Origin of the sequence: Bradyrhizobium sp. GCM10028915 (assembly GCF_042666195.1) — a bacterium.
In the GTDB taxonomy this organism is placed as follows: domain Bacteria; phylum Pseudomonadota; class Alphaproteobacteria; order Rhizobiales; family Xanthobacteraceae; genus Bradyrhizobium; species Bradyrhizobium canariense_D.
Genome location: NZ_JBHTFN010000052.1, coordinates 39,985 through 64,125 on the forward strand (window position 1 = coordinate 39,985; position 24,141 = coordinate 64,125).

Below are 24,141 nucleotides of genomic sequence, written 5' to 3' on the forward strand. Positions count from 1 at the left end.
ACAGGTCGCATTGCAAGGAGTAGTCACCATGTTCAACGTGACACGCGAACAAATCGATTCCGCACGACCGATCAATCCGCTGCCCTACGATGTCGTTGCGCTGGTGCTGCAGGGCGGCGGCGCGCTCGGGGCCTACCAGGCCGGCGTCTACGAAGGCTTGCACGAGGCCGGGATCCGGCCGAACTGGCTGGCGGGCATCTCGATCGGCGCGCTCAACGCCGCGATCATCGCGGGCTCCCCGGAAGACGAGCGCGTGGCACGGCTGCGCGAGTTCTGGGAGACGATCTGCGCAACCCCGGTGGAATGGCCTGCCGGCGAGGGACTGGCCGGTGCGCTACCGTTCGCGTTCGACTTCAACTCCCTGCACAACACGCTTGCCGCGATGCGCGCGCTGTTCCAGGGCCAGCCCGGCTTCTTCAGGCCGCGCTTCCCCTCGCCCCTGTGCTCGCCCTTCTCGGGCGACGCGTCGACCAGCTTCTATGACACGGCGCCGTTGCAACGGACGCTGGAACAGCTCGTCGATTTCGACCGGCTGAACTCGGGCGAAGTGCGTGTCAGCGTCGGCGCGGTCAACGTCCGCACCGGCAATCTCACCTATTTCGACACAGCCGAGCGGCGGCTCGGTCCGAAACACTTCATGGCTTCGGGCGCGCTGCCGCCCGGATTTCCCGCCGTCGAAATCGACTCCGAGCACTACTGGGATGGTGGCGTGGTCTCCAACACGCCTCTCTCTCGCGTCCTGTCGGGCGATGCGAAAGACACGCTGACGTTCCAGATCGATCTCTGGTCGGCGCGGGGCCGCGTGCCGCACGACATGATGGAGGTGTCGAGCCGGCAGAAGGACATTCAGTATTCCAGTCGTACCCGCGCCGTCACCGACCAGGCGCTACGGATGCAGGAGATGCGGCAGGCGCTGCAGCGGACGATCGACAGATTGCCGGACGCCGCAAGAAACGATCCCGAAATGCGCGCCATCGCCGAGCTCGCCCGTCACCGCTCCCACGTCACCCACGACATTCACCGCCGCGATTGACGTCGCCGGCAACCATCATCGAAAGGAGTTTTTCATGTTGAAAGGCAAAGTAGCGATCGTCACCGGATCGACCAGCGGCATTGGCCTCGGGATCGCAAGAGAACTGGCCAGGCTCGGCGCCGATATCGTCCTGAACGGTTTTGGAGATCCGGGGGAGATCGAGAAGATCCGCAGCGGCATCGAACGCGAGGACGGCGTCCGCGTCGCGTATGACGGCGCCGACATGTCTGATGGTGAGGCCGTGCGCGGAATGATCGCGGCAACCATCGAGAACTTCGGACGGCTCGACATCCTCGTCAACAATGCCGGCATCCAGTTCACCGCACCGGTCGAGGAGTTTCCGCCCGCCAAGTGGAAGGCCATTCTCGACATCAACCTGTCGGCCGCATTTCACGGCATCGCTTCGGCCGTGCCCCAGATGAAAAAGCAGCGATGGGGTCGCATCGTCAACATCGCTTCCACGCATGGTCTCGTCGCATCCACCCACAAGGCAGCCTATGTCGCGGCCAAGCATGGCCTCGTCGGCCTCACCAAGGTGGTAGGCCTCGAAACCGCCGGCAGCGGCGTCACTTGCAACGCGGTCTGTCCCGGCTGGGTGCGCACGCCGCTCGTGGAGAAACAGATTAGCGACATCGCGGCGGAGAAAGGCATCAGCCAGAAGCAAGCGGCCGAAGAGCTTCTCTCCGAAAAACAGCCATCGCTGGACTTCGCCTCCCCTAAGCAGATCGGTGGCACCGTCGCCTTCTTGTGCTCGGCCGCGGCCGACCAGATCACGGGGACGACGATCTCCGTCGATGGCGGCTGGACCGCGCAATGAGCGCGTGACGAACCTCTAACTCACCAAGCGATGACGGCCGCGCTCTCGCTGGCGGCGCGGCCTGCTCAACCAGGACCAGCCAGAGTCAACACCAACCAAGTGCCTCAACCTTGAAACAGGAGACCAACATGAATCTGCACAACACCTCATATCCCGTGTCATCGGGACCCGAAGAGCTCGTTCCGTCGCGCTACGCACTGAAGATCGGCGAGATCGACGTGCTGGTGGTCAGCGACGGCGTGCTGCCGCTGCCGACCAAGATGCTCGCACACAACGCCGACCCGGCGGTGCGGGCGACCTGGCTGCACGACATGTTCCTGCCGCAGGACGCTTTCGACTGGGCGCTGAACGCCGTCATGGTTCGCAGCGGCGGCAAGACCATCCTCATCGACGCCGGACTGGGTTCGGATCCGAACCTGAACTTGCCGCGCGCCGGGCAGTTGATCAGGCGACTGGCGGCCGCCGGCATCGATCTTTCGGCGGTGACCGATCTGGTGCTGACTCATCTGCACATGGACCACATTGGCGGCCTGCTGGTCGACGGCGTGAAGCAGCAGCTGCGCAAGGACCTGCGGATCCACGTCGCGGCCGCCGAGGTCAAGTTCTGGGAAAAGCCGGATTTCTCCCGCACTGCCATGCCGGAAGGCTTTCCGGACGCGCTTCGATCGACCGCCAAGCATTTCCTGAAGGAGTACGGCAGTCAGCTGAGGCTGTTCGATGACGAGCACGAGATTGCACCTGGCGTCATCGCCCGTCGCACCGGCGGTCACACCCCCGGACATAGCGTGGTTCGCATGGCGTCCGGCGATGATGCGCTGACATTCGCCGGCGACGCCGTGTTTGCCGTCGGGTTCGAGCAACCCGACTGGTTTAACGGGTTCGAACACGACCCCGAGGAGGCCGCGCGCGTTCGCATCCGTCTGTTGCGACAGCTTGCCGAGACCGGGGAAATGCTGGTGGCCACGCACCTGCCGTTCCCGTCCGTGGGCCGGGTGGCAGCCGACGGCGACGCCTTCCGTTGGGTGCCGGTGTTCTGGGACTACTGACCGCTTGCCGGGTTGGAGCTGAAGCAGGGCGCGGACTCGACAAGTCCGCGCCCTTGAAAATAGGATCAAACATCGACCCTCGCGGTTATCGCCCCGCTGAGACGGCTGGAACCGGTCGGCGGCGCCAGCCAGCATTGCGTCGCGTGCAGCGCAGGCGGCTCCTCGTCTGCGTTCGTGCGCGCGCGAGATCGAGCGAGGCGACATGGCGAGCGCGGCATTCAGGATGATCACTCTCGTGGCGGTTGCCGCCATGATCGGCCCATCCGTGCAGGCCCGCGACGACGGTCGCTACGCGAACTCGCCCCTCAAGGGCTGGTTCGAGAGCCTGCGCAGCAAGGGCGGCGGTCCCTGCTGTGCCGATGCCGATGGCACGGCGCTGGACGATGTCGACTGGGACACCAGCAACGGACATTATCGCGTGAGACTCCTGGGCGACTGGATCGAGGTGCCCGACGACGCCGTGATCACCGAGCCAAACCGCGTCGGCCGCACCATGGTCTGGCCGTATTACGTCAACGGCCGCGCCATGATCCGCTGCTTCATGCCCGGCAGCATGATTTGAGGTCTCAACCTTCGTCCCGTCTCGGCGCAGCATGCGATCATGCGCCGTCAAACCGGCCGGCGCGGGCTCACTTGACCTGCTTGGCCGCGTGGATCTCGACGAACTCGGAGTCGGGATGGGCGACGATGGTGGCGAACATGATGCCGCTGATGATGAGCGACCAGGCGGTGTCCCAATAAATCCAAAACACGTGCCAGCCTCCGTTTCGATCTGATCCGCCGCGGGATCAGGGTAACGGCAAGACGAGGCTGCCGTTCCCGGTGCGAGTGCAGCGCGGGCGAGATGCTATTTTGGTTTGGTCGGCGCGGAGTTGGGATCGGTTTGGCCGGTGTGGCGCTTTGCCACGACGTCCTCATCGCGCTCGCCCTGACGCGGGCGCGGCGGCGACTTGGGCTGGCCGGCCTGACCGCCATGCTTGCCGCCCATGTCGGGCTTACCTTCGAGATCGTTTTCACGGGGCATGCCGGTTCAATGCGCTCGCGCGGCATTGGTTCGGTTCGCCTGTGAACGAGTTCATAGGATCGCCGCGATTTGCAGTGCACGATCGCCAAGCCCGCTCCCCGGGAGCATTCTCTTCATATGACTGACGGATTCGGCCTGATGCGGAAACGACTCGTCGCCTGGACGATCCTGACCTGCGCGCTGCTCGCGGTCACCGTGTGGACCGTGCTCGGGCCGCCCCACACCCGGCCCGGGCTCCATCTGCCCTCGCGCACAGCGGCCATACGGTAGACCTCCACCGATACCATTTCGGCATCGATCGATCCCCATTGGAGTTTGGCGCGGCGGGGCGGCTGCCGCTATCCTCGCCGGCAAAACGACAAATGCCGCACCGGCATCCAGGAGGACCCCATGTTGAGATCGACCCGACGCATCAGATCCGGCGTACCCCGCGCCGCGATCGCCACCACGCTTGCTTTCCTCACTCTCATTTCTGGAGTCCGCGCCGGCATGGCCGAGACGTTCGCCTATGTCGGCAATGCCGACAGTAACGACATCAGCGTGTTCAAGATGGCCGAGAGCGGCGAGATGACGCCCGTGCAGACGGCCGGCTTCACCGGCGTCGAAAAGCTCGGCTCCTCGACGCCGCTCGCGATCACGCCCGACCATCGCGTGCTGATCGCCGGTGTCCGCTCGCAGCCGTTTCTCGCGGTGAGCTTTGCGATCGATCCGAAGACCGGCCAGCTCAGCCATATCGGCAACGGCCCGCTCGCCGACAGCATGGCCTACATCGCCATCGACCGCGGCGGCAAATTCCTGTTCAGCGCCTCCTATGGCGGCAACAAGGTCGCGCTGAATCCGCTGCTCGCCAACGGCGTCGCAGGCGAACCGAAGCAGGTGATCCCGACCGGGCTGAACGCGCACGCCTTCCTGCCCTCGCCCGACAACCGCTTCGCGTTCGCGACCAATCTCGGCTCCGACCAGATCCTGGCCTTCACGTTCGATGCCACGACCGGCACGCTCACGCCGAGCGATCCGCCGGCCCACAAGGTGCCGGAGAAATCGGGACCCCGGCATTTCGTGTTCCACCCCAACGGCAAGTTCGTCTATCTCCTGCACGAGCTAAACGGCGACGTCGCGGCGTTCGCCTATGAGGCCAAGGGCGGCGCATGGGACGAGATCCAGCGCACCAGCGCGCTGCCCGAAGGATTTACCGGAAAGCCCTGGGCAGCCGACATCCAAATCACCCCCGACGGCCGTTTCCTCTACGCCTCCGAGCGCACCACCAGCACGCTCACCGCCTACAAGGTCGATGCAACCACCGGCAAGCTGACCACCATCGGCAGCGTGCCGACCGAGAAGCAGCCACGCGGCTTCCATATCGATCCCGGCGGGCGCTACCTTGCCGCCGTGGGCGAGCTCTCCGACAGCATGACGGTCTATGCCATCGACCAGAGCAGCGGGGTGCTGACCAAGCTGAAATCCTACGCCACCGGCAAGAAGCCGAACTGGGTGGAGTTTTTGAGCCTGCCGTGAGCGGGCGCTGGTACCTCCTCGTCGTCATGGCCGGGCTTGTCCCGGCCATCCACGCCTAGCTACGCGGCACAAAGAACGTGGATGCCCGGACAAGCCCGGGCATGACGCGTTTGTTGGGCGGCCGACGAACCTCTTTGCTTGTGCGGCGACTAATTCAACGGGCGGCATCGCGCCGCCCGTGCTGCTGCGGCATTCTCATCCGGCCGGCCCTGACGTGCCCTTGGCTCGCAGCGATCGCTTCTGCTAACGATGAGGCCGTCAAGGCCCCAACCGGAATGACCCATGCGATCATTGCCTGCGCGTTCTGTTTCCAGACATCTCGTTGCGCTCGCCGGACTGCTGTTGCTGTCGGCCCAGCCCGCTGCCGCCGCCGATGACGACGCGCCCAAGGGGCCGGCGGTCACGGTGCTGAAGGTCGCAAAATCCTGTTTCTCCGACATCGTCGAGGGCACCGGCACCATCATCGCGCGCGAGGCAAGCTCGGTGCGGCCGGAGCGGCCCGGCCTGAAGGTGACAGAGGTGCTGGCGGAAGCCGGCGACACCACCACCGCAGGCCAGGTGCTGGCGCGGCTGGCACTGCCCGAGGGCGGCACGCTTCAGGTCACCGCCCCCGTGGCAGGCGTGATCGCGACGTCGACCGCGCAGATCGGCAACCTCGCCTCCGCCAAGGGCGAGGCGCTGTTCACGATCGTGGCGCGCAGCGAGTACGATCTCGTCGCCCTCGTCGCGACCAGCGATATGCGCAAGCTCGCGGTCAACCAGGTGGCGACCGTGCGCATCGCCGGCGCCGGCGATATCGACGGCAAGGTGCGCCGCATCGGCCCGACGGTCGAGCCGAACATCCAGCAGGGCATGGTCTATATCGGCATCTCCTCGCAGAAGCGGCTGTTGCTGAATGCGAGCGGGCGCGCACTGATCAAGTCGGGCCAGAGCTGCAACGTCGCGGTGCCGCTGACCTCGGTGCAGTATTCCTCCGCCGGCACCGTCGTGCAGGTGATCCGCCGCAACCGCGTCGAGACCAAGCGCGTCGAGGTCGGACTGATGTCGGGCGGCAATATCGAGATTCGCGACGGCCTCAACGAGGGCGATATCGTCGTCGCCCGCGCCGGCGCGCTGCTGCGCGAAGGAGATCCGGTGCGCACGGTGATGGCCACGGAAGCGGCGAAGTAGGATTGCTCATGTCCCGGACGCGCTGCAGCGTGTGACGCTGCCGCGCAGAGCCGGACCCATCTCTCGTCCAAGCGATAAGCTTAAAAACTAGGCCCCGGCTCTGCGTCGCATCATTGCATGATGCGCCGCGTCCGGGGCACGAGACTTCGCAGAACCTAAGAAAAACTAGCCGCCGGCTTCGCCGAAATGGACGTCCTCGAGCAGCGAGGAGGAGACGGTCGGGACCTGGTCGCCTTCGCTGGCGCGGGAGATGGCAAGGCGGGTCTTGTTGAAGACGCTCTCGGCGCTGCCCTGCGTATTGAGGTTGTTGAGGAACTCGCTGACCAGCACGCTGTGCTCGCCCTTGCCGTCGTCGACGACCTTGCCCGGCGAAGCCGAGGAGAGGATCAGCGCATTGTCCGTCGCGCTGATCGGCGCGAGGCCGTGGCTGTAGGAGCGGAAGCGGCGCTCATAGGGATTGCGGCGGGAGGCGTCGACCACGACGAGCTTGGCCTTGGCGCCCTGCTCCTTCATCATGTCGAGCACGCCCTCGATGGAGACGCCGTGACGGCGGACGTCGCTTTCCTTCCAGATCACGGCATCGACCGGCAGCATGTAGCTCTCGCGGCCGGCCTGCACGCCGTAGCCGCCGAAGAACAGCATGACGACGGTGTCGGGCTTGATCCGGGACTTCAGGCGATTGACGGCGCGGACCATGTCGTCCTTGGTCGCGTCTTCCACCATGTCGACGTCAAAACCGTTCTTGCGCAGCGACGAGGACAGCGCGCGGGCGTCGTTGATCGACTGCGTCAGCGGCGCGCTGGCGTCGGGGTAATGTCCATTGCCGATGACGAGGGCGAGACGCGAGGCTTGGCCGATCGAGCCGGTGACCTGGTCGGTCGAGACGGCCTTGGCGGCATCGAGCGCCCTCATATTGAGGGCAGCATGGGCGCCGATCACGAGCGAGACCGTGCCGATGAGGGCTGCGGCCACCGCGATCGTGCGTCGGGAAATGTCGAGCTGCGTTACATTCATCTCGCGTCATTCCTGTCAGTGCCAAAGACCAGCCAAACACGCGCACACTGTTTGAGTAGCGCGATAGCGTCTTTGGGTTTGAGGGATTGGCCGGGGGTGTGCCCCCGAATTGCGCGCAATTTGCGGCGCCGCACCAAACAAAGCCTTAACCGGATATCGCCTCCCCCGCAATAGATCGCCGAAAATTTGAGCTAAGTCTCTGGAAACATGAGCGAATTTTTACTGCCCAATGTGTGATTTTTTTGCGTCCCCGTAGCCTTCCGGAGCCTGATTATGCAGGCTTCGTGCCGGCTTTTTCTGTGACCCTCATCACATTTGTATTTCCTGCGAATCCGGGTAGCTTTTCAACGACTTGCAGGGGGTGGCGCGCGGCTGGGAGCGCGCCGGCCGGCCCCCCGGCCAATTCCCGCGACCAGGTTATTTCATGAGCTTTCAATATTTTGCCGGCGCCGCCTGCCGGGCGCTGACGGCGCGGAAGGACGGCCCCTCGCTTTACGACGTCTGCGATCCCGTACTGTCTGTTGCGGCCAGCGGCGATCCGCATCTGCCTAAGTTCTACAAGACCGCGCTCGGCAATCCCGCATTGCGGGTGCTGCTCCGCCGGGCCGGGCTGCCCGAGCTGCGCGACGAAGGCAAACTGGCCCGGCTGCGCCAGGCCCTAGTGCGCGCCCGCGACGAGGCCGAGCCCAATTGGGCGGCGGTCGGCCAGCCCGTCGCCGATCTCGTCGACAGCATCGCGCTGGATCATCCCAAGCCGCCGCCGGCCATGTTCACCGGCGCCATGCCGCAACAATCGCAGATCGACGGCGTGATCCGCGACTGCGCGCAGCATCTGCTGGGCTCGTACCGCAAAAATGGCTTTCTGCCGACCTACGCCGCGTTCAACCTGATCGGCGATCCCGATTTCCGCGGCCGAGAGCTGACCATGGCGCTCACGGGTCTCAACGCGCGCGGCTACAAGAACTCCTCGCTGCTGTTCAACCTCGCCCGTGTCTTCATCGCGCGATCTCCGGCGCGCGCAGTCGTCAATCCGCCCTGGCGAGGGGTTGCCGAACCGATGTGGGAGCCGGTGCAGATCCGCCACCGCTCGGCCTATTACGACGCGTTCTTCATCGAGGCGCTGTTGAGCTACGTTGAGACCGGTCTCGCCTCGCTCTCCGACAAGATGGCGGCGGAGCGCGCGGTTGCCGATATGGTCGATTTCTGCGTCAACATCAGCCGCGAAGAGGTCGAGGGCATCGACGGGGCGCGGTTCAACGTCATCACCGCGCTCGCGCCGGCACCGCATCCGCGCTTCTCACGGTACTTCGCCCAGATCAAGCAGGACCTCGGCTTCGGCGTCTACGTGCCGGATTGCGACACCACGGCGTGCTCGATCTCCGCGGCGACGCAGGCCGGCTGCACCGATCCGATCCTCGACCAGCCGCTGCTGGATTTCTATGCCGGCTATCAGGTGCGCGCCGGCGTCAACGAGCCGCGCGTGACCGTGCCGATCAACGACAATATCGATTACGAGGGCGGGGTTGCGACCTGGATCGACAATCTCAAGGGCGAGCGGCCCTATGGCAATGATCTCGATCCGACGCTCAATCTCGACATTCTCGAGGTCAGCTTTCGCAACCTCGCGCGCTGGAAAGTATTGGAGACGCCGGCGCGGCTCGCCACCGTGCATCGCATCCTCGGCTTCCAGAAGCGGCTGGCGGCGAGCGGCGCCTTCGCCAATCCGCGCTCGCATATCTACTATTTGCCTGAGCTTTACAGCGCCTATTTCGGTCGCTGCTATGCTGCCTTCCTGGCGCTGCCGCTGGCGGCGCAGGCGATCATCGATCCCGACGGCGATTTCGATTTCATCCGCCACCGCGTGCTCTCCTACGTCAAGGGCGAGTTGATGGCCGCCGAAATGAACGTGTTCGACGCAGCGCTCGCCCTGATCGCGCTCGGCCATCTCGGCGCCGACCCGCGCGCCTTTGCGCCGGCGCTGAACGTGATCGTCGCGAGCGTCGGCGAAGGCGGCCGCCGCGGCCCGTTCCGCGCCTATGAGTGGAACAAGATGAAGACGCCGACGCGGATCCTGGTGGGCGGTCCGGAGGTCACGTCGGCGTTCGTGCTGATGGCGCTGGCGGTGGCCAAGCGGGCGATGGCGCGGGGATGAGGTCGCGCAGGGTGGGTTAGCGAAGCGTAACCCACCACTTCTGCCGCCGATGGAGACGAAAGAGGTGGGTTACGCCTTCGGCTAACCCACCCCTACTAAACTTCGCCCGATGACAGGAAGTTGAAAGCCCAATTGCCAGGCATATGCTGGCCGAGCGGACAAAAGCCGACCACAATTGCGAGGTCTATCGCAGTTTTCATCACACGCGGGCCGGCATGTTGCGAAAACCCCTGATTGCGCTGTCATTGCTTGGCTTCTCCTTGTCCGGCTTGCCATCGCCGGCGCGGGCCGCCGACATCACCGGCACAGCGAAGGTCCGCGCCGGCGACGCGGTGGTGATCGGCAACACTCGGATCAGGCTCGGCGGCATCGACGCCCCCGCGGTCGACCAGCTCTGCCTCAACAACAAGGGCGAGCGCTGGACCTGCGGCATAGCGGCCCGCGACGAGCTCGCCAAATACGCCGACGGCAAGACCTGGGTCTGCCATGCGCGGTCGATCGACCGGCGCGGCCGCACCGTGGCGCGCTGCGACGTCGGCGGCGAGGATATCCAGAAATGGCTGGTGCGCGCAGGCTGGGCGCTGGCCTACACCCGCGTCTCGCGCGACTACGAAGCCGATGATGCCGCCGCGCGGGAGGCAAAAGCCGGCATGTGGCAAGGCGCCTTCATCGCGCCCTGGGACTGGCGCGAGCGCAACAAGAAGACCACCATCCTCGGCGCCACCAAGCCGCCCGATGGCGCACATGCGATCCTGCTCGCTTCGGCTTCGGGCCCGGTCGCGCCCTCGCCGGACTGCACCATCAAGGGCAACGTCAACAGCGCCGGCGAGTGCATCTATCACCGGCCGACCAGCCGCTGGTATGCGCAGATCAAGATGAAGATCAGCAAGGGCACGCGCTGGTTCTGCTCGGTGGAGGAAGCCGAGGATGCGGGCTGCCGCGAGACTAAGAGATAACCCACGTCAGACCTGCGTTTTCCGGCCTTTTCTTGCACCGCGGCGCCGCGTAAAAGTGTGAATCAGCGACCCACCATCCTATTCTCAGGCAACAAGGACCAACAGCAATGACCGTTCGCGCGGGCCGGGAATTTCTGGCCATCCCCGGGCCCACCAATATGCCCGACGAGGTGCTGCGGGCGATGCATCGTCCGGCGATCGACATCTACTCCAAACAGATGACCGATCTGACCGAGAGCCTGCTCAGTGACATCTCGAAACTGTTTGCCACCAAGGGCAAGTCCTACATCTACATCGCCAACGGTCACGGCGCCTGGGAAGCAGCATTGAGCAACGTGCTGTCGCGCGGCGACAAGGTGCTGGTGCTCGAAAGCGGACGGTTCGCGATCGGCTGGGGCCATGCCGCGGCGCTGATGGGTGCCGAGGTCGAGGTGCTCAAGGGCGACTGGCGCCGCGCGGTGCGGCCGCACGAGGTCGAGGAGCGCCTGCGCCGCGACAAGGAGCACACCATCAAGGCCGTCGTCGTCGTCCAGGTCGACACCGCCTCAGGCGTGCAGAACGACATCGAGGCGATCGGCAAGGCGATCAAGGCCAGCGGCCATCCGGCGCTGTACATGGTCGACACTGTGGCCTCGCTCGGCTGCATGCCGTTCGAGATGGACAAATGGGGCATCGACGTCGCGATGTCGGGCTCGCAAAAGGGCCTGATGACGCCGCCCGGCCTCGGCTTCGTCGCGGCCAACGCGCGCGCGCGCGAGGTGCAGAAGACCGCCAACATGAGCACGCCCTATTGGAGCTGGAGCGAGCGCGAGGGCAGCGAGCACTATCGCAAATATGCCGGCACCGCGCCGGTGCATCTGCTGTTCGCGCTGCGCCAGGCCATTGACCTGCTGCACGAGGAAGGACTGGAGAACGCCTTCCGACGTCACAGCCTGCTCGGCGAGGCCGCACGCCGCGCGGTCGGCGCGTGGTCGGAAGGCCAGGTGCTCGGCTTCAACGTCGCCGAAGCCAGCGAACGCTCCAACACCGTGACCACGGTGACCATGAGCAACGGCCACGATCCGGCAATCCTGCAACGCTATTGCAAGGAGAAGTGCGGCGTCGTGCTCGGCACCGGCATCGGCGATCTCTCGGGACAAGCCTTCCGCATCGCCCATATGGGCCACGTCAACGCCCCGATGCTGCTCGGCACGTTGGGCGTGATCGAGATCGGGCTGAACGCGCTGAAGATCCCGCACGGCAAAGGCGGGCTCGAAGCGGCGGTCGCGTATCTCGGCGAAGAGGTGGCGGTGTAGACGCCTTTTCCTTCTCTTGTGGGAGCAATCTTGTAGCCCGGGTGAGCGAAGCGACACCCGGGATTCTTGCGCGAGTCCCCGCATGTCGCTTCGCTCATGCGGGCTACGGCAGCGGCGGGAACCGATACGCCGCGACCTGCGCCTTCAACGCGTCCAGCGAGGCAAGTGGCGCCGTCGGATCGACCCGATACTCCCCACGCGCCAGCCACGACAGCACCTTCGCATCGATCACCGGCGAATGGTGGATGACGTCGCCGTAATTGTCGAGGTCGTGCGTCACGTCCTTGATCGCCCGGAAATCGTACAGACGCACATTGGGAAGCTGCGTCAGGCGCTGCGCAATGACGGCCGTGAGGTCCGTGACGATTTTCAGCGTCGCAGGCGAAGCGTCGCGCATCGCGACGAATTGCAGGATCGAATAGGGCGGGAAGTAGATGTCGAAGGTCACGTCCGGATGGCGCGCGATTAGGCCGACGGCGTCACGCTCGAAATGCCGGACCATCGCATCGTAACGATAGCCTTCGCCGAGAAAACGGCTGCGCACGGGATCGGTGATATAGGCGAAAGCCGCGAGCGTCCTTTTCGCATTATAGGCGCGCGCGACGTCGATATCGCGCGGCAACGCATAAATGTCGTCGACGTCTTCAAGCGCAAACTTGACGGGCAGAAAAGGCGCCGCCCGGGTCAGCGGCTCCCGCAGCGGCGGAACCGACCGCAGCAATGCGAACAGGGATTCCTTCGCCATCGCCGCACTGAACAGATAGGACGCGATCCCCTTTGCCGTCTCGCGATAGAGATCGGCAGCGAGATAAGGATCGGTCTCGATGTCGGCAGCATCGACAAAGATAAAATCGTCCATCGCCCAGATCACGCGCTTCGCGCCGCGGTCGATGGCCTGCTCGAGTACAAAGCCCTGCTGACGCGAATTGGAGCCGGTCATCGCCAACTTGAGCGAGTGCACGCCGAGGGCATGGTCGATGTCGCTCTGGCGGAAATGGATCGCGAGCGAGGTACCCATGAAGGCGGTATCGAACGACTGGCTGCGGATCAGTCCGGCATTCTGCACGCGCGTGTCATCGGAATAGAACGGCGCGACGAGACGCGAGGGCCGAAACAGTTGCAGGGGATCAATGACATAGGTGAGCGCAGCCGCGCCCAGCACGCACGCGATGCTCGCAAGGAGAAGACGCCCTGGATATGTGAACGCGCCGCGCATCAGAACCGGAAATAGATGAATTCGCTGTGGCTCTGGATACCCAAAATCCCGAACGCAAGCACCAGCGACGCACCATAGAGGACCAGCGGTCGCATCCGTCCGGACATCAGGCCATCGCCGACCCTGCGATTGGCGTGGTCGTACCCCATGAGTCCTTGCGTGTTCGGCGCCAGCCACACCAGCGCGGCATAGATCGTGACCATCACCGACGCCGCAATCTCCTCGCGGCCGAACACGATGTTGGAGGGATCGGCCATCGCATTCACAATCCGCATTGCCCAATCGACCCGTTCGGCACGGAAGAAGACCCAGGCGACAACGACGGCGAGGAATGTCAGCACGGCTCCGGCGACACGCGTCGTGTGCGCGAGCCACTTCGGAACATTCGGCACCAGCGCGTTGAAAGCGTGATTGATACAGAGATAGGCGCCATGCAGGGCGCCCCAAATGACAAAAGTCCAGGCCGCGCCATGCCAGAGCCCGCCGAGCAGCATCGTGAGCAGCAAGTTGATGTAGCGCAGCACGCGCCCGCGCCTGTTGCCCCCGAGCGGGATGTAGAGATAGTCGCGCAGGAAGTGCGACAGCGTCATGTGCCAGCGGCGCCAGAACTCGACGATGCTGGTGGCCTTGTAGGGCGAGTTGAAATTGACCGGCAGGAAGATGCCGAACATCAGCGATATCCCGATCGCCATGTCGGAATAGCCGGAAAAGTCGAAATAGAGCTGGAACGTGTAGGCGAGTGCACCGAGCCAGGCCTGATCAAAACTCGGCGCGCGCGCATCGAAGGCGAGCGCGACCAGCGGCTGGATGCCATCGGCAAGGCAGGTCTTCTTGAACAGGCCGATTGCGAAGATGATGAGGCCGCACAGGATCAGATGCGCATGCGGATGCTTGGTTTCCTCCCGCTCGAATTGCGGGATCATGTCCTTGTGGTGAAGGATTGGCCCCGCGATCAGATGCGGAAAGTAGGTCACGAACAGCGCATAGTGTGGCAGCGCGTAGGCCGCGACCTGCCCGCGCCAGGCGTCAACCAGGAACGCGATCTGGGTGAACGTGTAGAAGGAGATGCCGACCGGCAGCAGGATGTGGACCGCAAAGTGCGTGCCGGCCAGCGCGTTGACGTTCTCGGTGACGAAGCCGGCATATTTGAAGATGCCAAGTACGAGAAGATCGCCGGCGACGCCGAGGGCCAGTGCCACCTTTCGTTGCGACGAAGTAAGCTTGGCCACGATGAGGAGGTGGCCTATGCCGTAGTTGAAGGCGATCGATAGCAGCAACAGGGCCACGAACTGCCAGTTGCCAATGGCATAGAAGGTGAGCGAGGCCGCCGCCAGCCAGATCACCGGGGCCAGATTGCTGCGCCGCCCGAGCCAGAAATAGCCAGCCAGCGCGACGGGCAGGAACAGCAGGATGAACGGGTAGGAATTGAACAACATCAGGCTGGACCGGCGGCAGGACTAAAGACCCGGCCCCTAAAGCATACAAGCGGCCCGTCAACAACCCGGCGACGACGCCCGCAGCGACGCTGGCAATTCACGGAAGCGGGACGATATAAGGTGAAACACGCATCTGAATGAGGATCGAGTGACACAAGCCAAAACACCTTCCCTGCCCCCCCTCGCGCCGCGCCGGCCGCATTCCTTCACGCGACACGGGATCACCGTGACCGACGACTATGCCTGGTTGAAGGACGAGAAATGGCAGGAGGTGCTGCGCGACCCCGCGGTGCTCGATCCCGACATCCGCAAATATCTCGACGCAGAAAATGGCTACACCGAGAGCCTGCTCGGCCATACCGCGGCGCTCCAGAAAACGCTGGTGCGCGAGATGCGGGGGCGGATCAAGGAGGACGATTCCAGCGTGCCGTCGCCGGATGGTCCTTTCGCCTATTTCCGCAAATTCCGCGAGGGCGGTCAGCACGAGCTGTTCGGCCGTATGCCGCGCGACGGCGGCGAGGGCCACATCGTGCTCGACGGCGATGCGCTCGCCAAGGACCATGAATACTTCAAGTTCGGCGGCAGCCGGCACTCGAACGACCACAGGCTGCAGGCCTGGAGCGCCGACACCAAGGGCTCGGAGTATTTCTCCATCCGCGTGCGCGACTGGGCGACCGGCAAGGACCTCGACGACGTCGTCGAGGAGACCGACGGCGGCGTGGTCTGGAGCAAGGATGCGACGTCGTTCTTCTACGTGAAGCTCGACGACAACCACCGCCCGATGCAGGCGTGGCGGCATAAGCTCGGCACTGGGCAAGCCGACGACACGCTGGTCTACGAGGAGCAGGATTCCGGCTGGTTCACCCATCTGCAAGAGAGCACCAGTGGCCGCTTCTGCGTGATCGCGGGCGGCGACCACGAGACCTCCGAGCAGCGGCTGATCGACCTCGCCCACCCCGACGCACCGCCGCGCCTGGTCGCGGCACGCAAGGAAGGCGTGCAATATTCGCTGGCCGACCGTGGCGACGAACTCTTCATCCTGACCAACGCCGACGATGCCATCGACTTCAAGATCGTCACCGCGCCGCTCGCCTCACCCGAGCGCAAGAACTGGCGCGATCTGATCCCGTATCGCCCGGGCATCTACATCATCGACCTCGATCTCTATGCCGGCCACATGGTGCGGCTGGAGCGCGCCAACGCGCTGCCGTCCATCGTGATCCGCGACCTCGCCTCGAACGAGGAGCACGCGATCGCGTTCGACGAAGCGGCCTATTCGCTGGATACGATGGGCTCCTACGAATTCGAGACGACCAATTTGCGCTTCGCCTATTCGTCGATGACGACGCCGTCGGAAGTCTACGATTACGACATGGTCAAGCGCACGCGCACCCTTCGCAAGCGGCAGGAGATCCCGTCCGGCCACAATGCGAGCGACTACGTCACCACCCGCATCATGGCGAAAGCGCATGACGGCGCCGAGGTGCCGGTCTCGATCCTCCATCGCCGCGGACTCACGCTCGACGGCGCGGCGCCGCTGCTGCTCTACGGCTACGGCTCCTACGGCATGGCGATGCCGGCTTCGTTCAGCGCCAACCGCCTGTCGCTGGTCGACCGTGGCTTCGTCTATGCCATCGCCCATATCCGCGGCGGCGCCGACAAGGGCTGGGGCTGGTACCTCGACGGCAAGCGCGAGAAGAAGACCAATTCGTTCGACGATTTTGCCGCCAGCGCACGCGCGCTGATCGATGCGAAGTACACCAGTGCAAAGCGCATTGTCGGCCACGGCGGTTCGGCCGGCGGCATGCTGATGGGCGCGGTGGCGAACCGCGCCGGCGAATTGTTCGCCGGCGTCGTCGCCGAAGTGCCGTTCGTCGACGTGCTCAACACGATGCTCGACGACACGCTGCCGCTGACGCCGCCGGAATGGCCGGAATGGGGCAACCCGATCGAGAGCGAGAAGGATTTCCGCACCATCCTGTCCTATTCGCCCTACGACAATGTCGCGGCGAAAGACTATCCGGCGATCCTGGCGATGGGCGGGTTGACCGATCCGCGTGTCACCTATTGGGAGCCCGCCAAATGGATCGCGCGCCTGCGCGCGACCATGAGCGGCGGCGGCCCGGTCCTGCTCCGCACCAACATGGGCGCCGGCCACGGCGGCGCATCGGGACGCTTCAACCGGCTCGATGAAGTCGCGATCGTCTATGCGTTCGCGCTGTGGGCGGCGGGGATGGCGGAGGCGTGACTTCGTAGCCCGGATGGAGCGCAGCGAAATCCGGGATTAGTGCAGACGACATCACAGCCCCGGATTGCGCTGCGCTCCATCCGGGCTACGGCCTCGAGAGAGGCGAAGCCTCACACGGCCCCATGCGCCTCCACATACAGCGCATACACCGAGTGGCTGCTTGCCATATACAGGCGATTGTTCTTCGGCCCGCCGAAGCAGAGATTGGCGCAGCGTTCGGGCAGCTTGATGAAGGCGAGCGGCTTGCCCTCTGCGTTGAACACCATCACGCCGTCGAGATCCTCCGACTTGGCCTTGAGCTGATAAACCTTGCGGCCGGCGATGTCGGTCGGCTCGGATTGCAGCGCACCGTTGGAGCCCCAGCCGCACCAGAGATTGCCGTCGCGGTCGACGCGAAAACCGTCGAGCGAGGCCTGGTCAGCCGCGTCGATCAGCTTGGTCTTGCCGCTGAGCGAACCGTCGTCACCGACATTATAGCTCCAGATGCTGCGGTTGGGCGTACCTTTCCACTCGACCACGTAGAGCTTCTTCTCGTCAGGCGAAAAGGCGAGGCCGTTCGGATTGACGAGGTCGGTCAGCATAGCGCTGAGCTTGCCGTCCTTAGCGATGCGGTAGACGTTGGTGGTGGCTTGCTCGGCCTTTTCCTTCTTGCCCTCCCACTCGCCGTTGATGCCGAACAGCGGGTCGGTGAACCAGATGCTGTCGTCGGACTTCACCACGATGTCGTTCGGCGCGTTCAGCCGCTTGCCCTCGAACTTCTCGGCCAGCACGGTGATCTTGCCGTCCTTCTCGGTGCGGGTGATGCGGCGGGTCACCGAGTGCTCGCAGCTGACGAGGCGGCCCTGGCGGTCGCGCGCATTGCCGTTGGCGTAGTTGGCATTGGCGCGGAACACGCTGGTCTGCCCGGTCTTCTCGTCGAACTTCATGATCCGGTTGTTGGGAATGTCCGAGAACAGCAGATAGCCGCCTTCGGGAAAATAGGCGGGGCCTTCGGCCCAACGCATGCCGGTCGCGACCTGCTCGAGCGTCGAGGAATAAAGCCGGTACTTTCCAAAACTGGGATCGAGGATTTGAACGGCGGGATCGGGGTAGCGCTGGTTCGGCGCGAACGGAAACGACTGGGCACCGGCGGCGCGGGCGAGGAGCGCGGAAGTGGCCGCAGCGCCAGCGCCGGCCAAGAGGTTGCGTCGCGTGAAATTCATGGAGTCCTCCCTGGGTGATTTAAGGCCGGCGCTTGCTGCGGCCGGCCTGTTTCTTGATATGCTTGGTGTCGGCGCGCGGCCTTTACCTTCCGTTCGCCTTCCGCCATGCGGCGAAGTCGGTCAGCGTCTGCGGGTCCGTCGCGGGATAGAGACCGAAAATGCCGCGGCCCTTGTTGACTTCTTCGGTGACGAAGTCCTCGAACGCGGTCATCTCGAAGGTCTCGTTGGCGATCTCCTCAGCGAGATGCGCAGGGATCACGATCACGCCGTCGCTGTCGCCGAGAATGACGTCGCCGGGAAACACGGGCGCATCCCCGCAGCCGATCGGCACGTTGATCTCGATGGCGTGATGCAGCGTCAGATTGGTCGGCGCGCTTGGGCGGTGGTGGTAGGCGGGGATACCGAGCTTGGCGATCTCGGCCGAGTCGCGAAAACCGCCATCGGTGACGACCCCGGCGACACCGCGCTTCATCAAGCGCGTGACCAGGATCGCACCGGCGGACGCGGCGCGCGCGTCCTTGCGGCTGTCCATCACCAGCACGCTGCCCGCCGGGCAATCCTCGACTGCCTTGCGCTGCGGATGGGAGCGGTCCTTGAAGACCTCGATGGTGTTGAGATCCTCGCGCGCCGGCATATAGCGCAGCGTGAAGGCTTCACCGACCATGGTCGGCTGGTCGGCACTGAGCGGGTGCACATCCTGGATCATCTGGATGCGCAGGCCCCGCTTGAACAACGCGGTTGCGACGGTGGCGGTGGAGACGGATTTGAGCTTGTTGCGGGTGGCCTCGGCAAGTTTGGTCATGTCACGCTCTCTAGTAAATCGAGGGCTCGCCGATCGGCGCGCCGAAATCGGTCTCGAGGAAGTCGAAGTCGCAGCCGTCATTGGCCTGCTTGATGTGCTTGGTGAACATCCAGCCATAGCCGCGCTCGAAGCGGCGCTCGGGCTGCTTCCAGGCGGCGCGGCGCTTGTCGAGCTCGGCTTCCGACACGTCGAGATTGATGGTGCGGGCGCCGACGTCGAGCGTGATGCGGTCGCCGTTCCGCACCAGCGCGAGCGGTCCGCCGACATAGGATTCGGGAGCGACATGCAAAATGCAGGCGCCGTAGCTGGTGCCGCTCATGCGCGCATCGGAGATCCGCACCATGTCGCGGACGCCCTGCTTCACAAGCTTGGTCGGGATCGGCAGCATGCCCCATTCCGGCATGCCCGGCCCGCCCTGCGGCCCCGCATTGCGCAAAATGAGAATGTGGTCTTCGGTGACCTCGAGATCGGGATCGTCGACCGCCTTCTTCATCGAAGGATAGTCGTCGAACACCAGCGCCGGCCCGGTGTGCTTGAGGAAGCGCGGCGCGCAGGCCGACGGCTTGATGACGCAGCCGTCGGGCGCGAGATTGCCCTTGAGCACCGCGAGGGCGCCTTCCTTGTAGATGGGATTGTCGATCGAGCGGATCACATCGTCATTGTGGACCTCGGCATGCGCGATATTCTCGCCCAGCGTCAGGCCGGTGACGGTGATGCAGTCGAGATGCAGATGCGGCTTGATCTGCCCCATCAGCGCCGGCAGGCCGCCGGCATAGAAGAAGTCCTCCATCAGATAGGCATCGCCGCTCGGCCGCACATTGGCGATCACGGGCACCTTGCGGCTCGCAATCTCGAAATCGTCGAGGCCGATGTCGAGACCGGCGCGGCGGGCCTGCGCGATCAGATGGATGATCGCATTGGTCGAACAGCCCATGGCCATCGCCACCGCGATCGCGTTCTCAAACGCCTTGCGGGTCTGGATCGTCTTCGGCGTCAGATCTTCCCAGACCATCTCGACGATACGGCGCCCGCATTCCGAGGCCATGCGGATATGGTTGGCATCAGCGGCGGGAATCGAGGACGCGCCCGGCAGCGTCATGCCGATCGCCTCTGCAATCGCGGTCATGGTGGAAGCCGTGCCCATGGTCATGCAGGTGCCGTAGCTGCGCGCAATGCCGGCCTCGATGTCGAGCCAGTCCTTGTCGGAGATTTTTCCGGCGCGCCGCTCGTCCCAGTATTTCCAGCCGTCCGAGCCCGAGCCGAGCGTCTTGCCCTTCCAATTGCCGCGCAGCATCGGACCTGCCGGCAGATAGATCGCCGGGATGTTCATCGAGGTCGCACCCAGCAGCAGCGCCGGCGTGGTCTTGTCGCAGCCGCCCATCAGCACCACGCCGTCGACGGGATGGCTGCGCAACAGCTCCTCGGCGTCCATCGCCAGCAGATTGCGATAGAGCATGGTGGTCGGCTTGAGCAGCGATTCCGACAGCGACAGTGCCGGCAGCTCCAGCGGCAGGCCGCCGGCCATCAGGATGCCGCGCTTGACGTCGTCAACGCGCGACTTGAAGTGCATGTGGCAGGGCTGCGCGTCCGACCAGGTGTTGAGGATCGCGATGAACGGGCGGTCCTTCCACTCCTCCGGCGCGTAGCCCATCTGCATGGTGCGGGAGCGATGGCCGAACGAGCGGAGATCGTCGGGTGCGAACCAGCGCGCGCTGCGGAGCTGGTCGGGCGTTAGTTTCTTCTTGGTCATGATTGGGTGCCCCATTTCTGCACGGTGTTCCGCTCGATGGCGCGGAAGATCAGGTTTTCGACAAAAAGCCCGATGATGATCACCGTCAAGAGGCCGGCGAAGACCGCAGGTATGTCGAGCAGGTTGCGGTTTTCGAAGATGAACCAGCCGAGCCCGCCCTGCCCCGACGACACGCCGAACACCAGCTCGGCCGCGATCAGCGTGCGCCAGGCAAAGGCCCAGCCGATCTTGAGGCCGGTCAGGATCGAGCCGAACGCGGCGGGGATGAGGATTTTCGCCACGTACGGCAATCCCCGAAGGCCGTAATTGCGGCCGACCATGCGCAGCGTGTTGGACACGCTCTTGAAGCCCGAATGGGTGTTGAGCGCGACCGGCCACAGCACCGAATGGATCAGCACAAACACCAGACTGCCGTTGCCGAGACCGAACCAGATCAAAGCGAGCGGCAACAGCGCGATCGCCGGCAGCGGATTGAACATCGCCGTGACCGTCTCAAGGAAATCGGTGCCGATGCGGGTGGAGATCGCGAGCACGGTGAAGATCGCGGCGAGCGCGATGCCGGCTGAATAGCCCATGAACAGCACTTTTAGCGAAGCCCAGGCCCGCATGGGAATCGTGCCGTCCTTGACGCGATCGTAGAGCGTGAGGATCGTGTCGTGCAGCGTCGGAAACAGCAGGGGATTGTCGAGGGCGAGGCCGTAGGCCTCCCAGACCGCCGCGAGGAACAGGATGATGACGGTCTTGCGGACAAAGCCGTCGTTCCACAACAGCTCGGGCACGCTCAGCTTGCGCTCGACCTCGGCTGCGCTGCCGACGACCGGCGCGTCACGCAGCATTATTCTCGCTTCGCCCATGAGAGGCTCCCTCAATGCGCCGTTGCTTCGGAGGCGAACAGGAGATCGTGAATCTCCTTCTCCAGCCGGCCGGCACTGCCATCGTCATTGGAGACCTTGTCGACGTCGACCACCTCGGCCTTGACGCGGCCGGGATGCGGCGACAACAGCAGGATGCGGTTGCCGATGCGGATCGCTTCCGCGATCGAGTGGGTCACGAACAGCACGGTGAATTTGGTCTCGCTCCAGAGCTGGAGCAGCTCGTCCTGGCAGGTTCGCCGCGTCAGCGCGTCGAGCGCGGCGAACGGCTCGTCCATCAGTAGGATGTCGGGCTCCATTGCCATGCCGCGCGCGATCGCCACGCGCTGCTTCATGCCGCCGGAGAGCGTGTGCGGATAAGCGTCGACCACGCGGGTGAGGCCCACTTTCTCGATATAGGCCCGCGCCCGCGCATCGGCATCCTTGCGCGACAATTTTCGCGCGGTCAGCAGCGGAAACATCACGTTGGCCAGCACGCTTTTCCAAGGCAGCAGCTGGTCGAACTCTTGGAAGATCATCATGCGATCGGCGCCGGGACCGTGAATCTCGCGGTCGTTGATGGTCATGCGGCCTTCGCTCGGCGCCATGTAGCCGCCGACGGCCTTGAGCAGGGTCGACTTGCCGCAGCCGGACGGCCCGAGCAGCACGAAGCGGTCGGACCTGTCGACTGTGAAGCTGACCCGTTCGGTCGCCGTGACGACGGCGCTGGAGGTCTTGTAGCGCAGCGTCACGGAGCTGACGTCGAGCAGCGCCATCAGTTGCCCTTCAGATCGTGGGCGACGGGGAGATAATAGTCAGTCCAGGCCTTGGGCTGAGTCTTCAGCGTGCCGGTCTTGAACAGATGGGCGGCGAATTTCATCGTGCCCTGCGGTTCGAGATTCCACTCCATCATGCCGGGCTCCTGGAGGAGATCGAGCAGCTCTTCCACCGAGGTCTTGTCGCCGGTGATCTCCTTGTAGATCTCGACCGCCTGTCTGGTGTCGCTGCGGATCAGATCCTGAGCTTCCTTGGTCGCATCGCGCACGGCCTGGATGATTTTCGGGTTGGTATCAGCGAACTTCGTGGTGGTGAAGAACTGCGCCTGGCTGAGCGGGCCGCCCATCACGTCAGGCGACGACAGCACGACATGCGCGCCCGGCACGTTCTTCAGCTCGAGGAAGGTGAACGGCGGAATCGAGAAATGGGTGTGCACCTCGTGCTTGGCGTTGGACAGCGCCGCATAGGCGTCGGGATGGCCGAGCTGCACCGTGTTGACGTCCAGCTTCGACCATTGGTCGGGACCAAAGGCTTCGGCGGCGGCGATCTGGAGCACGATCGCCTGGGTCGAGACTTTTACGGTCGGCACGGCGATCTTGTCGTTGGGGCCGAAATCCTTGATCGACTTGATGTTGGCGTCGCGGCTGATCAGCGTCATCGGCTGCGCCGAGGTCGCGACGATGCCCTTGACGCCGCCGCGGGTGCGGTCCCACAGCAGCAGCAGATTGCCGGTGCCGGTGTTGAGGATGTCGACCCCGCCCGCGAGCAGCGCATCGGTCTGCGCACCGCCGCCGGAGAAGGTGACCCATTTGGTGGTGACGCCGGCCACCCCGAGCTGAGCGGCGTGCTTCTCGATCAGCTTCTGCTTTTCCATGATGTGGCTCGGCATGTAGAAAATGCCGGGCTGGCGAGACAGCGAGATCTCGGACTTCTGCTGCGCCTTTGCTGGCGAAGCCGTCAGCGCCGCTGCGGCGATCAGGGCGACGGCCGTGAGGCCACACTGAAATTGCTTGATCATTGTTGTTCGTTTCCTCCGGCCGCCATTGACGAGCGATCTTGCTAATGCACTAATGCATTAGTGTATCAAAGGCAAGCTGGCCGGAGGGCTTCGCATGGAACCAGCCGAACCCGCGCCCCGCGTAGCCCCCCGCCCCGGCGCGCGGCTCGACCGGGCCCGGCAGGCCGCACCGCAAGTATTCGAGCGGCTGCGCAATGCCATTCTCGCGCTCGAATTGCCGCCGGGCTCGCCGCTGTCGCGCACGGATCTCGCCGCACAATTCGGCGTCAGCTCGACGCCGATCCGCGACGCCTTGATGCGGCTCGAGGAAGAAGGGCTGGTCGACGTGTTTCCGCAGCACGCCACCGTCGTCAGCCGCGTCGACGTCGGTCGGGCCGAGCAGGCCCATTTCCTGCGCCAGGCGCTGGAGCTCGAAATCGTCCGGCTGCTCGCGCAGCAGCACGGCGAAGCCCTGGTCATACGCCTCGACCACACGATCGCGCTCCAGCAGCAATTCGCCAAGGCCGGAGACTTCGAGAGCTTCATCGCTGGCGACAATGATTTTCACGCGCAGCTTTATGCCGCGGCCGGCAAGCAGGAACTCTGGACGCTGGTGCGCAGCCGTAGCGGACATATCGACCGGCTGCGCCGGATGCATCTGCCCTCACCCGGCAAGGCCCAGAACATCGTCCGCCACCACAAGCTGATCACGCGCGCGATCGAGGCCGGCGACGCCGATGCTGCGCAACAGCATCTGCGCAAGCACCTGTCGGGCACGTTGAGCGAGCTCGACACGATCCGAAGCCACTATCCGGAATATTTGACCGACTAGGCATATGG

Annotated in this window: 23 protein-coding genes; 12 read left to right on the forward strand and 11 right to left on the reverse strand. The window is 64.4% G+C overall.

From position 1 onward, the window contains the following. Nucleotides 1-28 precede the first annotated feature (28 nt). The 4 genes from ACFQX9_RS28820 (at nucleotide 29) to ACFQX9_RS28835 (ending at nucleotide 3,458) form a co-directional block, all read left to right on the forward strand. The gene (locus ACFQX9_RS28820; protein WP_377791220.1) at nucleotides 29-1,033 is read left to right on the forward strand and encodes a patatin-like phospholipase family protein; all 1,005 of its coding nucleotides are present in this window, start codon (nucleotides 29-31) and stop codon (nucleotides 1,031-1,033) included. A 34-nt stretch (nucleotides 1,034-1,067) separates the two neighbouring features. Next, entirely contained in the window at nucleotides 1,068-1,850 is a 783-nt protein-coding gene (locus tag ACFQX9_RS28825) for a 3-hydroxybutyrate dehydrogenase (RefSeq protein WP_247474453.1), read from the forward strand. Nucleotides 1,851-1,978: 128 nt separating this feature from the next. After that, the gene (locus ACFQX9_RS28830) at nucleotides 1,979-2,896 is read left to right on the forward strand and encodes an MBL fold metallo-hydrolase (RefSeq protein WP_166517548.1); all 918 of its coding nucleotides are present in this window, start codon (nucleotides 1,979-1,981) and stop codon (nucleotides 2,894-2,896) included. A 202-nt stretch (nucleotides 2,897-3,098) separates the two neighbouring features. Further along, entirely contained in the window at nucleotides 3,099-3,458 is a 360-nt protein-coding gene (locus ACFQX9_RS28835; RefSeq protein ID WP_377791221.1) for a hypothetical protein, read from the forward strand. Nucleotides 3,459-3,525: 67 nt separating this feature from the next. Here ACFQX9_RS28835 and ACFQX9_RS28840 read toward each other — a convergent pair whose 3' ends face one another. Together ACFQX9_RS28840 and ACFQX9_RS28845 are read right to left on the reverse strand one after the other, a co-directional pair. Beyond that, nucleotides 3,526-3,648, reverse strand: a complete 123-nt coding sequence (locus tag ACFQX9_RS28840) for a hypothetical protein (RefSeq protein ID WP_018456612.1) — start codon at nucleotides 3,646-3,648, stop codon at nucleotides 3,526-3,528. Between the two features lie 95 nt (nucleotides 3,649-3,743). Beyond that, the gene (locus tag ACFQX9_RS28845) at nucleotides 3,744-3,920 is read right to left on the reverse strand and encodes a hypothetical protein (protein ID WP_157642977.1); all 177 of its coding nucleotides are present in this window, start codon (nucleotides 3,918-3,920) and stop codon (nucleotides 3,744-3,746) included. Nucleotides 3,921-4,058: 138 nt separating this feature from the next. Here ACFQX9_RS28845 and ACFQX9_RS28850 point away from each other — a divergent pair, with 138 nt between their 5' ends. The 3 genes from ACFQX9_RS28850 (at nucleotide 4,059) to ACFQX9_RS28860 (ending at nucleotide 6,605) form a co-directional block, all read left to right on the forward strand. Beyond that, nucleotides 4,059-4,190: a hypothetical protein gene (locus tag ACFQX9_RS28850; protein ID WP_256465316.1), complete on the forward strand. Its 132-nt coding sequence runs from the start codon at nucleotides 4,059-4,061 to the stop codon at nucleotides 4,188-4,190. Nucleotides 4,191-4,310: 120 nt separating this feature from the next. Beyond that, a complete protein-coding gene (locus ACFQX9_RS28855) occupies nucleotides 4,311-5,435 on the forward strand; it encodes a lactonase family protein (protein ID WP_377791222.1) in 1,125 nt (374 codons plus the stop codon). A gap of 282 nt (nucleotides 5,436-5,717) precedes the next feature. After that, complete coding sequence (locus tag ACFQX9_RS28860; RefSeq protein WP_026233210.1) at nucleotides 5,718-6,605, forward strand: efflux RND transporter periplasmic adaptor subunit; 888 nt, start codon at nucleotides 5,718-5,720, stop codon at nucleotides 6,603-6,605. Nucleotides 6,606-6,770: 165 nt separating this feature from the next. Here the strand turns inward: ACFQX9_RS28860 and ACFQX9_RS28865 are convergent, their stop codons facing one another. Continuing rightward, nucleotides 6,771-7,619 carry a caspase family protein gene (locus ACFQX9_RS28865; RefSeq protein WP_018456617.1) on the reverse strand — a complete coding sequence of 283 codons (849 nt, stop codon included), beginning with the start codon at nucleotides 7,617-7,619 and terminating at the stop codon, nucleotides 6,771-6,773. A gap of 424 nt (nucleotides 7,620-8,043) precedes the next feature. Between ACFQX9_RS28865 and ACFQX9_RS28870 the strand changes: the two genes are divergently transcribed. The 3 genes from ACFQX9_RS28870 (at nucleotide 8,044) to ACFQX9_RS28880 (ending at nucleotide 12,022) form a co-directional block, all read left to right on the forward strand. Next, the gene (locus ACFQX9_RS28870) at nucleotides 8,044-9,771 is read left to right on the forward strand and encodes a hypothetical protein (RefSeq protein WP_085358483.1); all 1,728 of its coding nucleotides are present in this window, start codon (nucleotides 8,044-8,046) and stop codon (nucleotides 9,769-9,771) included. Between the two features lie 215 nt (nucleotides 9,772-9,986). Then, the gene (locus ACFQX9_RS28875; RefSeq protein ID WP_026233211.1) at nucleotides 9,987-10,727 is read left to right on the forward strand and encodes a thermonuclease family protein; all 741 of its coding nucleotides are present in this window, start codon (nucleotides 9,987-9,989) and stop codon (nucleotides 10,725-10,727) included. A 107-nt stretch (nucleotides 10,728-10,834) separates the two neighbouring features. Further along, entirely contained in the window at nucleotides 10,835-12,022 is a 1,188-nt protein-coding gene (locus ACFQX9_RS28880) for an alanine--glyoxylate aminotransferase family protein (protein WP_018456620.1), read from the forward strand. A gap of 103 nt (nucleotides 12,023-12,125) precedes the next feature. On the opposite strand, the gene ACFQX9_RS28885 is transcribed toward ACFQX9_RS28880, so the two are convergent. Beyond that, on the reverse strand, nucleotides 12,126-13,238 hold the full coding sequence (locus ACFQX9_RS28885) for a hypothetical protein (RefSeq protein WP_377791224.1): 1,113 nt from the start codon (nucleotides 13,236-13,238) through the stop codon (nucleotides 12,126-12,128). Then, the gene (locus ACFQX9_RS28890; protein ID WP_231189627.1) at nucleotides 13,238-14,674 is read right to left on the reverse strand and encodes an MBOAT family protein; all 1,437 of its coding nucleotides are present in this window, start codon (nucleotides 14,672-14,674) and stop codon (nucleotides 13,238-13,240) included. Before ACFQX9_RS28890 ends, ACFQX9_RS28885 begins: the two co-directional genes overlap by 1 nt. 148 nt (nucleotides 14,675-14,822) lie before the next feature. Here ACFQX9_RS28890 and ACFQX9_RS28895 point away from each other — a divergent pair, with 148 nt between their 5' ends. Then, nucleotides 14,823-16,922 (forward strand): S9 family peptidase, encoded by a 2,100-nt coding sequence (locus ACFQX9_RS28895; RefSeq protein ID WP_377791225.1) that lies wholly within the window; start codon nucleotides 14,823-14,825, stop codon nucleotides 16,920-16,922. Nucleotides 16,923-17,032: 110 nt separating this feature from the next. Here the strand turns inward: ACFQX9_RS28895 and ACFQX9_RS28900 are convergent, their stop codons facing one another. The 6 genes from ACFQX9_RS28900 to ACFQX9_RS28925 all read right to left on the reverse strand — a co-directional run bounded on the left by ACFQX9_RS28900 (nucleotide 17,033) and on the right by ACFQX9_RS28925 (nucleotide 23,322). Further along, on the reverse strand, nucleotides 17,033-18,124 hold the full coding sequence (locus ACFQX9_RS28900; RefSeq protein ID WP_085358481.1) for an SMP-30/gluconolactonase/LRE family protein: 1,092 nt from the start codon (nucleotides 18,122-18,124) through the stop codon (nucleotides 17,033-17,035). Between the two features lie 82 nt (nucleotides 18,125-18,206). Then, nucleotides 18,207-18,926, reverse strand: coding sequence for a ribonuclease activity regulator RraA (locus ACFQX9_RS28905; RefSeq protein WP_085348862.1), 720 nt, complete (start codon nucleotides 18,924-18,926; stop codon nucleotides 18,207-18,209). 10 nt (nucleotides 18,927-18,936) lie between these two features. Continuing rightward, nucleotides 18,937-20,676, reverse strand: a complete 1,740-nt coding sequence (gene araD / locus ACFQX9_RS28910) for an L-arabinonate dehydratase (RefSeq protein ID WP_377791226.1) — start codon at nucleotides 20,674-20,676, stop codon at nucleotides 18,937-18,939. Then, complete coding sequence (locus ACFQX9_RS28915) at nucleotides 20,673-21,530, reverse strand: ABC transporter permease (protein ID WP_085348860.1); 858 nt, start codon at nucleotides 21,528-21,530, stop codon at nucleotides 20,673-20,675. The genes araD and ACFQX9_RS28915 overlap by 4 nt, the downstream gene beginning before the upstream one ends. Before the next feature lie 11 nt (nucleotides 21,531-21,541). After that, nucleotides 21,542-22,303, reverse strand: coding sequence for an ABC transporter ATP-binding protein (locus tag ACFQX9_RS28920; RefSeq protein ID WP_027568369.1), 762 nt, complete (start codon nucleotides 22,301-22,303; stop codon nucleotides 21,542-21,544). After that, a complete protein-coding gene (locus tag ACFQX9_RS28925) occupies nucleotides 22,303-23,322 on the reverse strand; it encodes an ABC transporter substrate-binding protein (RefSeq protein WP_085348859.1) in 1,020 nt (339 codons plus the stop codon). Before ACFQX9_RS28925 ends, ACFQX9_RS28920 begins: the two co-directional genes overlap by 1 nt. Before the next feature lie 94 nt (nucleotides 23,323-23,416). Between ACFQX9_RS28925 and ACFQX9_RS28930 the strand changes: the two genes are divergently transcribed. Then, the gene (locus ACFQX9_RS28930; protein ID WP_018456630.1) at nucleotides 23,417-24,133 is read left to right on the forward strand and encodes a GntR family transcriptional regulator; all 717 of its coding nucleotides are present in this window, start codon (nucleotides 23,417-23,419) and stop codon (nucleotides 24,131-24,133) included. Nucleotides 24,134-24,141: the final 8 nt, after the last annotated feature.

What these genes read in the sequence shown, in the direction of transcription:
- ACFQX9_RS28880 (WP_018456620.1), top strand. Translation starts at nt 10,835, where the DNA reads ATGACCGTTCGCGCGGGCCGGGAATTTCTGGCCATCCCCGGGCCCACC.
- ACFQX9_RS28835 (WP_377791221.1), top strand. Translation starts at nt 3,099, where the DNA reads ATGGCGAGCGCGGCATTCAGGATGATCACTCTCGTGGCGGTTGCCGCC.
- ACFQX9_RS28825 (WP_247474453.1), top strand. Translation starts at nt 1,068, where the DNA reads ATGTTGAAAGGCAAAGTAGCGATCGTCACCGGATCGACCAGCGGCATT.
- ACFQX9_RS28865 (WP_018456617.1), bottom strand. Translation starts at nt 7,619, where the DNA reads ATGAATGTAACGCAGCTCGACATTTCCCGACGCACGATCGCGGTGGCC.
- ACFQX9_RS28820 (WP_377791220.1), top strand. Translation starts at nt 29, where the DNA reads ATGTTCAACGTGACACGCGAACAAATCGATTCCGCACGACCGATCAAT.
- ACFQX9_RS28845 (WP_157642977.1), bottom strand. Translation starts at nt 3,920, where the DNA reads ATGCCCCGTGAAAACGATCTCGAAGGTAAGCCCGACATGGGCGGCAAG.
- ACFQX9_RS28920 (WP_027568369.1), bottom strand. Translation starts at nt 22,303, where the DNA reads ATGGCGCTGCTCGACGTCAGCTCCGTGACGCTGCGCTACAAGACCTCC.
- araD (WP_377791226.1), bottom strand. Translation starts at nt 20,676, where the DNA reads ATGACCAAGAAGAAACTAACGCCCGACCAGCTCCGCAGCGCGCGCTGG.
- ACFQX9_RS28860 (WP_026233210.1), top strand. Translation starts at nt 5,718, where the DNA reads ATGCGATCATTGCCTGCGCGTTCTGTTTCCAGACATCTCGTTGCGCTC.
- ACFQX9_RS28890 (WP_231189627.1), bottom strand. Translation starts at nt 14,674, where the DNA reads ATGTTGTTCAATTCCTACCCGTTCATCCTGCTGTTCCTGCCCGTCGCG.
- ACFQX9_RS28830 (WP_166517548.1), top strand. Translation starts at nt 1,979, where the DNA reads ATGAATCTGCACAACACCTCATATCCCGTGTCATCGGGACCCGAAGAG.
- ACFQX9_RS28915 (WP_085348860.1), bottom strand. Translation starts at nt 21,530, where the DNA reads ATGGGCGAAGCGAGAATAATGCTGCGTGACGCGCCGGTCGTCGGCAGC.
- ACFQX9_RS28925 (WP_085348859.1), bottom strand. Translation starts at nt 23,322, where the DNA reads ATGATCAAGCAATTTCAGTGTGGCCTCACGGCCGTCGCCCTGATCGCC.
- ACFQX9_RS28905 (WP_085348862.1), bottom strand. Translation starts at nt 18,926, where the DNA reads ATGACCAAACTTGCCGAGGCCACCCGCAACAAGCTCAAATCCGTCTCC.
- ACFQX9_RS28855 (WP_377791222.1), top strand. Translation starts at nt 4,311, where the DNA reads ATGTTGAGATCGACCCGACGCATCAGATCCGGCGTACCCCGCGCCGCG.
- ACFQX9_RS28850 (WP_256465316.1), top strand. Translation starts at nt 4,059, where the DNA reads ATGCGGAAACGACTCGTCGCCTGGACGATCCTGACCTGCGCGCTGCTC.
- ACFQX9_RS28885 (WP_377791224.1), bottom strand. Translation starts at nt 13,238, where the DNA reads ATGCGCGGCGCGTTCACATATCCAGGGCGTCTTCTCCTTGCGAGCATC.
- ACFQX9_RS28870 (WP_085358483.1), top strand. Translation starts at nt 8,044, where the DNA reads ATGAGCTTTCAATATTTTGCCGGCGCCGCCTGCCGGGCGCTGACGGCG.
- ACFQX9_RS28875 (WP_026233211.1), top strand. Translation starts at nt 9,987, where the DNA reads ATGTTGCGAAAACCCCTGATTGCGCTGTCATTGCTTGGCTTCTCCTTG.
- ACFQX9_RS28930 (WP_018456630.1), top strand. Translation starts at nt 23,417, where the DNA reads ATGGAACCAGCCGAACCCGCGCCCCGCGTAGCCCCCCGCCCCGGCGCG.
- ACFQX9_RS28900 (WP_085358481.1), bottom strand. Translation starts at nt 18,124, where the DNA reads ATGAATTTCACGCGACGCAACCTCTTGGCCGGCGCTGGCGCTGCGGCC.